We start from the raw sequence: 14791 nt of genomic DNA on the forward strand, positions 1-14791 counted from the left end.
ATCCCGGTTGATGACGGACAACAATAACCCGCCTCCTGAGCGGCAGAAAGAAGATAAACCGCTGATTAATATTAAAACCGGCAACCATACGGTCGATCGCTCTATTAGTCGCGTGTCGCGCTTTGTCAGCTGGTTTCAGGCGATTCCGGCGGTGGCGCACTTTATTCGCGCCGGGGAGCGTTTTAACGATCGCCTCGGCAGCCAGTTTGGCGCCGCCATTACCTATTTCTCTTTTCTGTCGCTGATTCCAATTCTGATGGTCTCTTTTGCGGCGGTCGGCTTTGTACTGGCCTCGCATCCTACGCTGCTGAATGAGCTGATTGAGCGTATTGCCAACAGCATCAGCGATCCGACCTTAGCCAGCACGCTGAAAAATACGGTGAAAACCGCTGTTGAGCAACGCACCACCGTCGGCATTACCGGTCTGCTGGTGGCGCTCTATTCCGGGATCAGCTGGATGGGCAACCTGCGCGAGGCGATTCGCGCCCAGTCGCGGGATGAGTTTGAGCGCAGCAAAGAGGACAAGGAGAAAATCTATTTTAAATACACCCGCGACTTTATCTCGCTGACCGGCCTGGTACTGGCGCTGATTATTACGCTCTCCCTCACCTCCATTGCCGGTTCCGCCCAGGATGCGATTGTTCGGGCGCTGGGACTGGATGGAATTGAATGGCTGCGTCCGGTGTGGACGCTGATTGCGATCTCAATTTCTATTTGCGCCAACTACCTGCTGTTTCTGTGGATCCTGTGGATTCTGCCGCGCCATCGCCCTCATAAGAAAGCGCTGCTGCGCGGTACGCTGCTCGCCGCGATCGGCTTTGAAATTATTAAATTTATTATGACCATGACGCTGCCGAAACTGGCCGCCTCGCCCTCCGGCGCCGCCTTTGGCTCGGTGCTGGGGCTGATGGCGTTCTTCTACTTCTTTGCGCGCCTGATTCTGTTTTGCGCCGCATGGATCGCCACCGCCAATTATAAAAACGATCCGCAGCTGGATTTACGCCGTAAGTCCCACAAGTAGAACAAGCACGGCGCGGCATAGTAGAGGAAAATGCCGCGCCGTGCGCAAAATTTAACCAGAAGCCAGCATGAATAACTAACGCCTCACTTTTATTTCCCCGTTTTGCAGTGATTCTCGCCAGAAAAATGTCCGTTCGCCCTGCCATTCGCCGATAAAGCTTTAATGTTAAAAATTATCCTCTTTTCGCCCGCTGAAGCCAGCTACGGCGCGGCTTTTCACCATTGAACCCGCCTGATGCAGTGCGTAAGATTCTTTGTCACGGTTTACAAATAAGAAACAATTATGCAAGCATCCATCGCTCCAACACTCGACAGTGAAAACGACAACGCTCAGGTTAACTCGCGCAGTAAGGTGGTCATTGCATCGCTGGTGGGTACCGCCATTGAATTCTTTGATTTCTATATTTACGCCACCGCCGCGGTTATCGTCTTTCCTCATATTTTCTTCCCGCAGGGCGATGCGACCGTCGCAACGCTACAGTCGCTGGCAACCTTTGCTATCGCCTTTGTCGCGCGTCCTATCGGCTCTGCGCTCTTTGGCCACTTCGGCGATCGCGTGGGACGTAAGGCAACGCTGGTCGCCTCGCTGCTGACGATGGGCATCTCTACCGTGGTGATCGGCTTGCTGCCCAGCTACGACACCATCGGCGTTTTCGCCCCGCTGCTGCTGGCGCTGGCGCGTTTCGGCCAGGGGCTGGGCCTCGGCGGTGAATGGGGCGGCGCGGCGCTGCTGGCGACGGAAAACGCGCCCGCGAAAAAACGCGCGCTGTACGGCTCTTTCCCGCAGCTCGGCGCGCCGATCGGTTTTTTCTTTGCCAACGGCACCTTCCTGCTGCTCTCCTGGCTGCTGACCGACGACCAGTTTATGAACTGGGGCTGGCGCGTCCCTTTCGTGCTGTCGGCGGTGCTGGTGATTATCGGCCTGTACGTACGCGTTTCGCTGCATGAAAGTCCGGTGTTTGCCAAAGTGCAAAAAGAGAAAAAACAGGTGCGCATCCCGATTGGTACGCTGCTGACCAAACACCTGGGCGCGACCGTTCTCGGCACTTTTATTATGCTGGCAACCTACACGCTGTTTTACATTATGACCGTTTATTCCATGAGCTACGGCACCGCGCCGGTTCCGGCGGGCCTCGGCTTCTCACGTAACAGCCTGCTGTGGATGCTGATGGTGGCGGTAATCGGTTTTGGCGTGATGGTGCCGATTGCTGGCGTGCTGGCCGATCGCTTTGGCCGCCGTAAAACCATGATTGTCATTACGCTCGGCATTCTGGTTTTCGGCCTGCTGTTCCCCACGCTGATGGCAAGCGGCAGCCAGACCATGATGATGCTGTTCCTGCTGCTCGGCCTGAGCATTATGGGCCTGACTTTCGGGCCGATGGGCGCGCTGTTGCCGGAGCTGTTCCCGACTGAAGTGCGTTATACCGGCGCCTCTTTCTCTTACAACCTGTCGTCGATTCTCGGCGCATCGGTAGCGCCTTATATCGCCGCCTGGCTTAATGCGCACTACGGGCTGTTTGCTGTCGGACTCTATCTGGCCTCCATGGCGCTGCTAACGCTGATTGCGCTGATCGCCTGTAAAGAGACGCGCCATCAGACGCTGTATGAAGCCTGATACGGCAACCCACATTTTACTGATGGTAAAAAGGCGTCCTGAGGACGCCTTTTTTATTCACTTCAGCCCGATAAAATCTCTTCGTACTCTTCAGGCCGTTAGCTGACAGCAGGGTGGAAAAGGCGGCTGGCCTTTTCCACCGTCACGCCATTAAGCCGCAATAGCCGTCGTTTACTTCTGGTTTTTCATCTGCTGCAGCACATTAACGCACTGGTTATCTTCGTTATCGCTGGGTGAAATCAGCGCCAGCAGCGCGGCGGCTGGCGTCAGCACCGTGCCCAGCGCGACGGCGGCCGCGCCGCGAGCCAGCAACGGCCCTGCTTTCACGCCCGCATCCGGGTTTTTAAAGGTGCCGCGCACGTAAAGCGGTGAACGCAGGGTAACGATACGCACGCCTTTACTTTCCGGGTTAATGGAGAGATCCATACGTTCGTTGGCGAAGTTAACGTTGCCGGTCAGGTTTACCACCGCGTTGGTGGTATCAAACACAAACAGCCGTGACGTCGCCAGTCCGTTGCGCACATCCAGATTGGCCGCTGCACAGTTGATACGCACTTCGTCATCGCCGAACAGCTTGCCGACCACGTAGTTACCCACGTTCAGACCGACAATCTCCATCAGGCTGCGGCTGATTACGCCATCGTTCATCAGCAGTTTCATATCACCGTTGCTGGTCGCCAGCAGATCGGCGACCGAGTTGCCGGTGCCGCTCAGCTTCGCATCGCCGTTCAGCTGGCCCATGCTGCTGCGCATCGCCTCAACGTCGGGGAACAGCTGACGCAAATGCAGCCGACGCGCATGCAGATCGGCGCGGCCACGCATCGGCGTTTTGCTTCCTTCCAGGCGAATCGTCGAGTTAATGTTGCCGCCCGCCACGCCGAAACGCAGCGGATCCAACAGCAGATCGCCATTTTTCAGCTCCAGGTGGGTATACAGATCGCTTAACGGCAGCGAACTGCTGTGTTCAATACGCTTACCGCTAAACTTCACGTCAGCATCCATCACGTCCCAGTTTTTGGTATCAAAACGGTCGTGAGGCAGTACGCGATCGGCTGGCTGGTTGGTCGTTTCACCGCGTTTCGCTTCGCCGCTTTTAGTTTTTTCGCTGCCCTTACCGGAATCGACGCCGATTAGCGGGCCTAAATCGGCCATGCGTAGCTGGCGCGATACCACTTCGCCGCTCAGCTTCGGACGTGGTTTGCCCTGCGTATAGGTCAGCGTGCCGTGAATATCGCTGTCGCCGATATGACCGTTAAAGTTTTCATAGCGGTAAACGGCATTATCTTTTTCACCGAATTTCACCTTCAGATGGCCGTCGGTTTCATACGGCGGCGTATCCGGCAACAGCACGCCGGTCAGCTCGTAGAGATTCGCCAGCGTATCGCCGGAAAAACGCACGCGCAGATCAAGTCCGCCAAGGTTTAACGGATCCTGCAGGCTGCCGGTAATGCCCACCCGCGTGGTGCCGTTACGCACATCGGCCTGCACCGGGAACGGCGTGGTTTTACTGCGCAGCGACAGCATGCCGCCCAGTTTGCCGCTTCCTTCGAGCTGCTGATTGTTATAAGTGCCGCTGGCACGCCAGCCGAAAACGAAATCCGCCGCGCCCTTCTGTTTATCGTCACCGCCGGCTACCTGACCGTACGGCACCGGCTTGCCCAGCGGATCTACTTCCATTTTGACGTTCGCTTTGTTCACCGCATCGCGGTAGGCGATATGGCCCTGGTCAAACAGGATATTATCCAGACGGAATGACCAGGCGGAAGGCTGCTGATTCGCCTCTTCGGGCTGGTCGCTGTTGGCGAGGTTAAAGGTCCAGTTGTTCTTTTTATCGGCGGTTTGGATCAGCCTGGCGTCCGGCCGCTGTAGCTTAATCCACGGAATAAAAATCTCTTTATGCAGCAGCGCCAGCGGAGAAATCGTGGCGTCGGCGCGCTGCAAATGCACCATAGTGACCTCAGGAATATCGGGCGGGTTGCCCAGCACAATATCTTCAGCATGGATTTGCGGCCAGGGCACCCAGCGGCGCCAGCCTGGTTCTTCACGGTTGCGTACCCAGTCCACGCCCAGGTCGCCGCGAATCGCAAAGGGTCGATTCAGCTCCGTTGAGACTTTCTGATTGATGGTTGGCTTCAGGCGATTCCAATCGAAGGTGGCGATAATCACCACCAACACGACAACCAGCAAGCAAAAAATCCCAATCACCCAGCTGGTAATTTTTCCTGCACGTGACATCTTCGTCTCCTTACCTGCAATCTATTTGGTAAAGATAGTAGAGCGGCAGAAAAACGGTGTCAGGGAAGCTGAAACGGCAGGGTTTCCAGCTGGTTGAACGGCTGCGGGCGGGCGAAGAAATAGCCCTGAGCGGCGAATGCGGGCGAATTACGCACCTGCTCCCACTCTTCGGCGGTTTCGATGCCTTCGACAATCACGCCTTTGCAGTAGCGGTTAATCAGCGCCAGCAACATGGTAAACAGATTGCGTCCTTCTTCGCTGTTGCGCAGCAAAACAAACAGCTCACGCGCCAGCTTAATATAATCGTAGCTCAGCTCCGTCAGCGCCGAAAAGTTCGCCATACCTGCGCCGAAATCATCCAGCCACAGCGCGCCCAGCTCCGGCATTTGCGCCACCATTTCTTCCTGCGGCAGCACCTGATGCTCGACCAGTTCAAAACGCACCCAGGGCAGACGCGCAATGAGCGCGCGCAGCGGCGCATGATGCTGAAGCGCCAGCAGCGTCGGCCCGTCAATATTGACCGAGGCGACGATATCGGAATCGGCAAAAAAATGCGTCCAGCGGCTTAGCAGCTCCAGCTGTTCCCGAATGACATGTAAACGTTGGGAAGTTTCTAATGCGGCAAAATAGCGCTCCGGCGACAGACGCTGACCCGGCGCGGAAGGATGCGTTACCGCAGTCAGCAGCTCAATTGCCATCAGGCGGCCCGTAACCTGATAAATCGGTTGAAAGGTGTAAATACGCTGGCATGACAGCCAGTAGTGCCGCTGTTCCTGACGTTGCTGCATGACAATTGAGGAAGGAAGCCGATGACTAATTTTATTCATCATCATTATTAGTATCCTGGTGGTCAGGCTCTGTTCCTTAGCCTGGCGCGGCGTGCTAAAAGAGTTTTTCGATGCCTGCCGCCACGCTGAAGCCCTTCACTTTATCAGCCGGTATTCTTTTCAATCGTAATAATAACGTGGTGATTTATCGTTTTATCGCCGCTTATATCAGCAAATTAGCGCCTTAACCTAAATTAAAACACCGTTTTAAAATATTGACTCACCGTCGCGCTCGGTGGAGACTAAGGTCTTTTATTACAGGAGGGTCAACAGGATGGCAGGGAAAAAAATTGCGGTAATCGGCGAATGTATGATCGAGCTTTCCCAGCAGGGCGAAGCGCTGAAGCGCGGCTTCGGGGGCGATACGCTGAATACCGCCGTCTATATTGCGCGACAAACGTCAGCCGAGCAGCTGACGGTGGAATATGTCACTGCACTGGGCAACGACAGCTTCAGCAATGACATGCTCGCCGCCTGGCAGCAGGAAGGCGTACGCACCGATCTGGTACAACGTCTGGAAAATCGCCTGCCCGGCCTGTACGTGATTGAAACCGACGCGCACGGCGAACGCACCTTTAGCTACTGGCGCAACGAGGCCGCCGCGCGCTTCTGGCTGCAAAGCCCGCAGGCGGAGGCGATCTGCCAGCAGCTGATGCAGTTCGACTATCTCTATCTGAGCGGGATCAGCCTGGCCATTCTGACGGCGGAAGATCGTCAAAAGCTGATGAACTTGCTGACCGCCTGCCGCGCCAACGGCGGCAAAGTGATCTTTGATAACAACTATCGTCCGCGTCTCTGGTCGAGCCGCGAAGAAGCCCAACAGGCTTATCAGGCGATGCTCGCCTGCACCGATATTGCTTTCCTGACGCTGGATGATGAAACCGTCCTGTGGGGCGACGCGCCGACGGAGCAGGTCATTGCCCGCACGCGCGCCGCAGGCGTTAGCGAGATTGTGATTAAGCGCGGCGCGGACGCCTGTCTGGTGGCGCTGAGTGATGAATCGCTGCTGGAAGTGCCGGCTGTCCGGCTGGAAAAAGAGAAGATTGTCGATACTACCGCCGCCGGGGATTCTTTCAGCGCCGGTTATCTGGCGGTGCGGTTATGCGGCGGCAGCCCGGAAGAGGCGGCGGCGCGCGGACATCTGACCGCCAGCACGGTGATTCAGCATCGCGGCGCAATTATTCCGCTCAGCGCTATGCCGCGCTAAAAGTCGGGTTTATGCTGTACGCTCCGCTATCGCTCAGGAGAGTAAAGCAATGCTTAAGGTTTGGGGTCGTAAAACGTCGTCAAATGTACAGGCCGTCATGTGGTGTATTGGCGAGCTGGGGCTGCCTTATCAGCGCATCGACATCGGTCATAAGTATGGCGGTAACCATACGCCGGAATTCCTGGCGATGAACCCCAACGGGCTGGTGCCGGTACTGCGCGATGATGACAGCCCGCCGCTGTTTGAGTCTGCCGCCATTGTCCGCTATCTGGCGGCTCGCTACGGCGGCGACGCCTTCTGGCCGCAAGCGCCGCTGGAGCGGGCCGCGATCGATGTCTGGGCTGAATGGGCGAAGTCGAGCGTTTACGTCAGCTTTATCCGTCCGATTTTCTGGCCAGTATTTGTTGTCGCGCCGCAGGATCGTGATCAGCAGGCGATTGCGCAAGCGCTGGAAAATCTGACGAAGCTGCTGAAAATTGCCGACGATCGGCTGGCGCAGCACGATTATCTGGCGGGTGACCGGCTGACGGTGGCGGATATTATGTTTGGTACGCTGCTCTATCGCTATTACACGCTGGAGATTACCCGTCCATCCCTGCCCGCGCTGGAAAAATATTATCAGCGGCTAACGCAGCGTCCGGCCTATCAGGAGCATGTGATGGTGCCTTACGACGAGCTGCGTAACTGGTAACCACGAACTATTATTCCCTGAACCGCTCCGCCAACCGGGGCGGTTTTTAGATCCGCACTTCATGACTTTGTATAACTCGCCATCAGGCATTGCCTGATAAACAGTCAGGCAAGGTGCCACTGTTTTCAATAAAACCAGCCGTTCTCACTCCGATTGCACGCCCGCAAAATCCCCCGCCATTTACATCAAAACAATTGATTATTAACCACTAAGGCAAATCATTTTTCCGCCGCCAGGCTAATTCTGATTCTGTCGGTTAGCGCACAGTAAACACTGGACGCGAATGCCTCCCAACGCCAATCATTAATAACGCCCGCCTGGCTTTTATCCATTGCGATACGGCTCCGGCACTCAAATCACACGCTCATCAGGACAGGTTATGAAAGCAGAAATTTTCAATCTCTGGCCGCACGGCGACGCGCCCGGAGCCAGCCAGTCAACGGCAAAACCGCAAATCATCGACTTAGCCAAAGAGTTTGAACCCTATAACCGCGCGGCCTCCGGTGTGCGCTGTCCTGAACTGGCGATCTGGTATCCAGAAGAATCCAACGGCACTACGCTGCTGGTGGCGCCCGGCGGCAGCTTTGCGCGCATTATGATCGATACCGAAGGCAGCTCGCTGGCGACGTTTTTCACCGCCATGGGTTATACGCTGGCAGTGATGACCTATCGTCTGCCCACCGATGGACATCATGAAGGCGCCGATGCGCCGTTAGCCGATGCACAACGTGCGGTGCGCGTGCTGCGCGACCGTGCCGCCCGTGGTCTCAACGGTAAACGCATCGTGATGATGGGCTTCTCTGCCGGCGGCTACGTTGCCGCCAGCGTTGGCACCCGCTTTAGTGAAAAGCTTTATCCGCCGCAGGATAATGCCGACAAGCTTTCGGCACGCCCGGACGCGCTGGTGCTGGTCTATCCGGTGATTACCATGCGCGACGGCATGGCGCATGCGGAATCACGCCAGCGCCTGCTGGGAGAGTGGCCGGATGATAAAACGCTTGAGGCTTACTCGCTGGAAACGCGCGTAACGCCTGAAACGCCGCCGGTACTGTTAATTCATGCGGTCGATGATGAGAGCGTGCCAGTCACTCACAGCATGGCTTTTTTCAGCGCGCTGCGTGAACAGAAGGTGCCGGTAGAGCTGCATTTTTATGAGCGCGGCGGCCACGGTTTCGGCATGCGCAACCTCGCCGATTCACCGCTGGCCAGCTGGCCGATGCTGGTAACGGAATGGCTGCGGGCGAAGAAAACCGCTGTCACGGCGGCCTGACGGCAACTTTCTTTAGCCTGCGATACTACCGGGCAACAAGCCATTTCCCCCGGCAAAGTCGGTAGTTTAAAGCAGACAAGCAAAAGGCTGCCTGACGGCAGCCTGGGGAGAAAGCAAGGCACGCTAAGAAACATTCTCTGGAACTGTCGATAGCGCCACAGAGGCGCTGAAGACCATCCGTTTGCCGTGCTGTCGAATCGCCAGCAAGAGAGATTATCGGTGCCGGGTTTACGACTACGGCACCGGCAACAGCGGCTCTGATACAGCGTTTATAACCGCAACGAGGGCAATAATCTTTCCGGCGCAGAGTTACGACTGCGGCGCCGGTATATCCGATACCTCGACTTTGCCCTCTTCCGGCGCGATCACCGCAGGCGGCGGCGCCATAATTTTTTGCCAGCTTTCATGCAGCGCTTTCATATTCGCTTCCGGCTCGCCCTGCGGCTGCATCAGCGCCATCGTCAGTTCCTGCGAGAGCTGTTGACGCAGTTCCTGATTCAGTGCCGCCAGCGTCAGGCTGTTAAGAAAATCCTGGCGATATTTCTGATACTGCTCCGGCGCAATATCCACGACCGCGTTTTGCTGCGAACGTAAGCGCTGACTCATCAGCACATCGGTATCAGTGCGCGCGTAAGTGGCAAACAGCTTATTCAGCTCGACGGTTTTTTGCGCCATCAGCGCGTCAAACTCCGACTGCGGCAGGCCGTGATCGCGTACGCTGGCTAACTCACGCGCAATCAGGTTCATATTCTTTTCCAGCGTCTCGGCGCTGGAATCCATGCTGATCGCGCACTGCGCGCGCTGATAAAGTACCCGACAATCAAACCCAACCTGTACGCCCTGCGCTTTGCTGTCGCTTAAGACGCGCTGCACGTGCCAGAACAGCGCCTCACGCGCTAAATCGCTCTGCCAGTAACGAATCAGGTTTTGCGAATCGCGAATTGGCTGCCACGGCATATCCCAGATCAGCGACAGCCGATCCTGTTTCAGGCTGGGATTCACCAGGGTAACCGGCTGCGGCGGCAAAGGAGAAAGCGTCGGCACCGGCGCAGGCGTTTCGCGTCGGCCTTCCAGCGAGGAAAAAGCTTTATTGATCTGTTCGCTAAGGGAGCGGCTATCAACGTTGCCTACCACAAACAGCGTCATCGCATCGGGCGTATACCACTGTTTATAGAAGCTGCTGAGCTGATTGACATCAATTGGCGCTTTCGGCTGTTCGGCGGGATCGTGTCCCAGCAGGGTGGAACCTTTCAGCCGGTAACGCCACCAGACGTCACGCGGGTTTGGCGGCCAGCTAGCGATGGGATCGTCAGCGCCGATGGCGGTATTGACCACCTGATCGTTAATCGCCATTTTTCCTGCCGTGGCGGAGAGCCAGCTTAGCGCATCTTTTAACAGCTCAGGACGGTTATTGGGCAGGCTAAGATTGTACAGCGTAAATTCATATGAGGTGACGGCGGGCGGCAAAGGGCGACCGGGATCCATAGCCTGCTGCCAGAGCGCGCGCTGTTGCGCCGGATCGAGCGCGGTATTATGCACCATTGCCAGGCGCGGCAGCAGATGGCTAAAGCCGGTTTGCTGGGCATTTTCCATGAGCGAGCCGGTATTCACCATCAGGCGAATTTCCACGCGGTCGCTGGGGCGCTGCGGCGTGCTAAGCAACTGCCATTTAAAGCCGTTATCTAATTTTCCCTGCTGCCAGGCAGGATCGGGTTGTAGTGTTTCAGCCTGCAATGTGCCACTGACGGCCGCCAGCAACAACCCACCAACTAACAAACGAATTCTGGTGCCCTGCATGTGAACCCCTACTCAATTACCAACTTAAACTCATTGATGACGTGCGATGGTCGGGCAAGGCGTCCACGAGCATAGCTCAGCAGACGCACCGCTAGTTTGACCACGCAAATGCGAGGTTGTCACACAACGAAGCGAATTATTATAAAAATGAATGTGAAACGTGCTGTTACGCCGGGAACGGTGCCGGGCGCAGTGACCTTACACAGTCTGTGTGGGCTTTATTATGCAAATGCCTGCTACAAGGGCAAGCGGCAACGGACGAAGAAAAACTTTTTTTGCAAACTTTTGTAACTTTAATGCTTTTTTCCCCACTGATTCCGCTCAGAAGCTGTCGGGTTAATGTTTTTATCAGTAAAGCCAGCGTCCGGCTCTGGCCGATTCGATAAGCATTCCAACAATAAAAAAGGACGCGGCCTTATGCAGGCAGCGTCCCTTGAGCGCGACGGTTATCAGCTTCGCGTTACATCGATAATCAGACGGAGGCGTCCGGCAGCTTTTTCGCTTTTTTCGATGAGGAGAGCGTATCACGCAGCTGTTTTTCATCCAGCTGATCGACCCACTTGGCGACCACCACCGTCGCCACGCCGTTACCGACCAGGTTCGTCAGCGCACGCGCTTCGGACATAAAGCGGTCGATGCCCAGAATCAGCGCCAGCCCTGCCACTGGCAGATGGCCCACCGCAGACAGTGTCGCCGCCAGCACGATGAAACCACTACCGGTGACGCCCGCCGCGCCCTTCGACGAGAGCAGTAGCACCACCAGCAGCGTAATCTGGTGCAGAATATCCATATGGCTGTTAGTGGCCTGCGCGATAAATACTGCCGCCATCGTCAGGTAAATTGAGGTGCCGTCGAGGTTAAAGGAATAGCCGGTTGGAATAACCAGCCCGACGACCGATTTTTTACAGCCCAGCTTCTCCATTTTATCCAGCATGCGCGGCAGGGCAGATTCCGACGAGGAGGTGCCCAGCACAATCAGCAGTTCTTCTTTGATATAGGCGATAAATTTGAAGATGTTAAAGCCGGTAATGCGGGCAATGGTGCCTAACACCAGCACCACAAACAGAATACAGGTGATATAGAAACAGATAATCAGCTGGCCCAGCTGTACCAGCGAACCGACGCCATATTTCCCGATCGTAAAGGCCATCGCGCCAAACGCGCCAATGGGCGCCAGACGCATAATCATATTGATGATGCCGAAAATCACTTTCGAGAAGCTTTCGATCACGTTAAAAATCAGCGTGCCTTTATCGCCCAGACGATGCAGCGCGAAGCCAAACAGAATAGCGAACAACAAGACCTGCAGAATGTTGCCGCTGGCAAAGGCGCCGATGACGCTGCCAGGGATTACATCCAACAGGAAAGCCACGACGCCCTGCTGTTCCGCCTGCTGCGCATAAACCGCTACCGCTTTCGCGTCCAGCGTCGAGGGATCGACATTCATCCCTGCGCCCGGCTGAATAACGTTAACCACCACCAGCCCGATAATCAGCGCAATGGTGCTGACAACCTCAAAATAGAGCAGCGCTACCGCGCCGGTACGCCCGACCGCCTTCATACTTTCCATACCAGCGATGCCGGTAACGACCGTACAAAAGATCACCGGGGCGATAATCATCTTGATCAGTTTTACAAACGCATCGCCCAGCGGCTTCATTTGCGCGCCCAGCTCCGGGTAAAAGTGGCCGAGCAATATACCGATGGCAATCGCAGTTAGTACTTGAAAATACAGGCTTTTAAACAGGGAAGTTTTCATAAAAAGCGTATCCGTTGACGGCGTGGGGAACGAGTATTTAGCGGTTTTTATCATCAGGGAACAGGGCGAAAAAATAACACCGCATTAACAAGATTGATATAATCTGTTACCAGCCGAACTGGTCATAATCAGGATTTATGAACTGAAACGCTTCAGCAGAAAGAACCATAACCAAATATTCAGAATTAAATACTGGTTAAACGGCTGGCAGGGAAGCGCCAGCTGATGGGGGAAGAACCCGGAAGGCGATTTCCGGGTTAAGAAAATTATTCGACAGGCAGAGTGCGCGGCAGCGTCGCCAGCCACTTTTCAAAATCGCTCAGCGAAAGCGGGCCGTCAAACAGATAGCCCTGGCCGATAGTAATACCGCGCGCCAACAGCCAGTCGCGCTGCGACACGGTTTCCACCCCTTCAGCCACCACGTCCAAATCGGTAATCTCGGAAATGGCCGCCACAATTCTGACCATGGTGTCGTCATCGGGCAGCGCAGAGACAAAGCTGCGATCCATCTTCAGCTTGCTGATCGGTAACGATCGGAACTGATGGAGATAGCTGAGATTGGCATAGCCGGTACCGAAATCATCCAGCGCTACCGCCACGCCCGCTTCCTGCAGCCCGCCAAGCAGCATTTTCGCCTGGGCCGGATCGCCAATCTGGGCGGTTTCCGTCAGCTCCAGCACCAGGCTGCCGGGGCGGATGCGATGCCGCTCCAGCAATTCCTGCAGATGCCAGACGGTGCCCGGCTCGCGTAGCTGTACGGCGGAAATATTTACGTTTAGCGGCAATTCAATGCCGCGTTTTTGCCAGGCGGCCAGCACCCGGCACGCCTCCTCCAGCGCCCAGCGTCCTAACGCGCCGATCACGCCGATCTCTTCCGCGCTGGTAATCAGCTCCTCCGGCAGGTTGTAACTGCCGTCAGGCTGGCGCATACGCAGCAGCGCTTCGGCCCCTACCAGTTCGCCGGTCGCCATATTAATCTGCGGCTGCAAAAAGAGCGCAAACTGCTCCTGCTCCAGCCCCTGCAAAATATCGTGTTCCTGCGTCAGCCGCCGCTGCGCGCGCTCGGTCAGCAGCGGATCGAAAAACAGAATCTGGTTTTTGCCCTGGTGACGGGCGGACATCATGGCGGAAATCGCCCGGCCCAGCAGTTCCGGCGCGGTCAGGTTGCTGGCGTCGCGTTGAGCAATGCCGATACTCAGCGTCGGGCGCAACTGCACCTGTTGCAGGCTGACCGGCTGATTAAGGCGATTCATCAGATTACGCGCCAGGCGATAGGCGCGAAATGGATTTTTCGCCGTTTTCACCAGCAGCGCGAAATCACTAACGCCCAGCTGAGCCAGCACGGTGCGATCTTCAATCGTGGCGCGGATTTTCTCCAGCAGCGTTAAGGTCAACGTATCGCGCTGCTCTTCCGTCAGTACGCCGTTGGCTTCCAGCAGCGTTTCCACGCGCACGATCATCACGGTAAACGGCCCGCTATAGACGGCGGCCTTCAGATGCTGCTCCAGCAGCGCCAGAAACAGCGTGCGATTGGGCAAATCGGTCAGCTTATAGTGCGTGGTCAGGCGGCTCATCTCGTCATGCACCGACTCCAGCACCTGCTGATTACGGTTATAGCTGCGGATTAACATGCCGATTTCATCATCCTGATGCAGCTTCGGCAGGGACAGCTTATGGGTCAGAATATCCTGTGGCGGCAGATCGTGCAGCTCACGTGCCATATCACGCAGCGGATGGATCACCAGCCGATTAATACACCAGCTAATGGCGACCGAGAGGATCAGCGCCAGCAGCAGATAAGTAGTCAGCATGGTGGACATGGTGCTGAGGATAAACTGGTAAACGCGCCAGGAATCGGCCTGTAGCACCAGGTAGGCCAGCGGCTTCGGCGAGGCGGCGCTTTCGGCCGAATAGAGCGGCACGGTAATCTGTACCGGTAGCTCAAACAGCCGCGCAATCAGGCGCGGCACCGCCCGTTCATTTTCAAAATCGGTATGCAGCGCCTGAAAAGCGTTGGGCAAAACCACGTCGGCGCGGGAAAGAATCCCGGCGGGTTTTAATGAGTTGAGAATGCGTTCGGCCTGCGGAATATCGGCGCGCAGCACCGCTTCAGAGAGCGGCTGACGCACCGTATGCGCGACGTTTTCCATCTGCTGGGCATAATCTATCCTGCGCTGCTGCACAAAATGGAAAAGCTGAATAACGATAAAAATACAGATAGTCACTACCGCAACGCCAGAAACCGTTGCCATCTGCTTGATCGTAAGTGACCGACTAACGCGCAAAGCTATTCTCCAGGCCCTGGAAAGCGGGCAATAACGATAAAAGCAACCAGGAGTATATCTCATGGTTGCTGTTTTTTAAGTAAAG

The 14791-nt window shown here is 56.0% G+C and carries 10 protein-coding genes; 5 read left to right on the plus strand and 5 right to left on the minus strand.

Annotation, left to right across the window (positions count from 1 at the left end):
- Positions 1–10: 10 nt before the first annotated feature.
- Both yhjD and P3C52_RS16980 read left to right on the plus strand, forming a co-directional pair.
- The gene (gene yhjD, locus P3C52_RS16975; RefSeq protein ID WP_275556114.1) at positions 11–1021 is read left to right on the plus strand and encodes an inner membrane protein YhjD; all 1011 of its coding nucleotides are present in this window, start codon (positions 11–13) and stop codon (positions 1019–1021) included.
- Between the two features lie 282 nt (positions 1022–1303).
- Positions 1304–2635 (plus strand): MFS transporter, encoded by a 1332-nt coding sequence (locus P3C52_RS16980; RefSeq protein WP_275556115.1) that lies wholly within the window; start codon positions 1304–1306, stop codon positions 2633–2635.
- A gap of 171 nt (positions 2636–2806) precedes the next feature.
- Here P3C52_RS16980 and P3C52_RS16985 read toward each other — a convergent pair whose 3' ends face one another.
- Positions 2807–4870: an AsmA family protein gene (locus P3C52_RS16985; protein ID WP_275556116.1), complete on the minus strand. Its 2064-nt coding sequence runs from the start codon at positions 4868–4870 to the stop codon at positions 2807–2809.
- A gap of 59 nt (positions 4871–4929) precedes the next feature.
- Positions 4930–5703, minus strand: coding sequence for a cyclic-guanylate-specific phosphodiesterase (gene pdeH, locus P3C52_RS16990; RefSeq protein WP_275556117.1), 774 nt, complete (start codon positions 5701–5703; stop codon positions 4930–4932).
- 268 nt (positions 5704–5971) lie between these two features.
- On the opposite strand from pdeH, the gene P3C52_RS16995 reads away from it, so the two are divergent.
- From P3C52_RS16995 to P3C52_RS17005, 3 genes are all read left to right on the plus strand, one after another.
- Entirely contained in the window at positions 5972–6904 is a 933-nt protein-coding gene (locus tag P3C52_RS16995; RefSeq protein ID WP_275556118.1) for a sugar kinase, read from the plus strand.
- A 49-nt stretch (positions 6905–6953) separates the two neighbouring features.
- Positions 6954–7595 carry a glutathione S-transferase family protein gene (locus tag P3C52_RS17000; RefSeq protein WP_275556119.1) on the plus strand — a complete coding sequence of 214 codons (642 nt, stop codon included), beginning with the start codon at positions 6954–6956 and terminating at the stop codon, positions 7593–7595.
- Between the two features lie 379 nt (positions 7596–7974).
- Complete coding sequence (locus P3C52_RS17005; RefSeq protein ID WP_275556120.1) at positions 7975–8865, plus strand: alpha/beta hydrolase; 891 nt, start codon at positions 7975–7977, stop codon at positions 8863–8865.
- Between the two features lie 309 nt (positions 8866–9174).
- On the opposite strand, the gene P3C52_RS17010 is transcribed toward P3C52_RS17005, so the two are convergent.
- From P3C52_RS17010 to hmsP, 3 genes are all read right to left on the minus strand, one after another.
- Positions 9175–10662, minus strand: coding sequence for a pitrilysin family protein (locus P3C52_RS17010; protein ID WP_275556121.1), 1488 nt, complete (start codon positions 10660–10662; stop codon positions 9175–9177).
- 472 nt (positions 10663–11134) lie between these two features.
- On the minus strand, positions 11135–12421 hold the full coding sequence (locus P3C52_RS17015) for a dicarboxylate/amino acid:cation symporter (RefSeq protein WP_275556122.1): 1287 nt from the start codon (positions 12419–12421) through the stop codon (positions 11135–11137).
- Positions 12422–12687: 266 nt separating this feature from the next.
- Entirely contained in the window at positions 12688–14706 is a 2019-nt protein-coding gene (hmsP, locus tag P3C52_RS17020; protein ID WP_275556123.1) for a biofilm formation regulator HmsP, read from the minus strand.
- Positions 14707–14791: the final 85 nt, after the last annotated feature.

Origin of the sequence: Mixta sp. Marseille-Q2659 (genome assembly GCF_940807255.1) — a bacterium.
In the GTDB taxonomy this organism is placed as follows: Bacteria; Pseudomonadota; Gammaproteobacteria; order Enterobacterales; family Enterobacteriaceae; genus Mixta.

What these genes read in the sequence shown, in the direction of transcription:
- P3C52_RS16985 (WP_275556116.1), bottom strand. Translation starts at nt 4,870, where the DNA reads ATGTCACGTGCAGGAAAAATTACCAGCTGGGTGATTGGGATTTTTTGC.
- P3C52_RS17010 (WP_275556121.1), bottom strand. Translation starts at nt 10,662, where the DNA reads ATGCAGGGCACCAGAATTCGTTTGTTAGTTGGTGGGTTGTTGCTGGCG.
- yhjD (WP_275556114.1), top strand. Translation starts at nt 11, where the DNA reads ATGACGGACAACAATAACCCGCCTCCTGAGCGGCAGAAAGAAGATAAA.
- pdeH (WP_275556117.1), bottom strand. Translation starts at nt 5,703, where the DNA reads ATGATGATGAATAAAATTAGTCATCGGCTTCCTTCCTCAATTGTCATG.
- P3C52_RS16995 (WP_275556118.1), top strand. Translation starts at nt 5,972, where the DNA reads ATGGCAGGGAAAAAAATTGCGGTAATCGGCGAATGTATGATCGAGCTT.
- P3C52_RS16980 (WP_275556115.1), top strand. Translation starts at nt 1,304, where the DNA reads ATGCAAGCATCCATCGCTCCAACACTCGACAGTGAAAACGACAACGCT.
- P3C52_RS17000 (WP_275556119.1), top strand. Translation starts at nt 6,954, where the DNA reads ATGCTTAAGGTTTGGGGTCGTAAAACGTCGTCAAATGTACAGGCCGTC.
- P3C52_RS17005 (WP_275556120.1), top strand. Translation starts at nt 7,975, where the DNA reads ATGAAAGCAGAAATTTTCAATCTCTGGCCGCACGGCGACGCGCCCGGA.
- P3C52_RS17015 (WP_275556122.1), bottom strand. Translation starts at nt 12,421, where the DNA reads ATGAAAACTTCCCTGTTTAAAAGCCTGTATTTTCAAGTACTAACTGCG.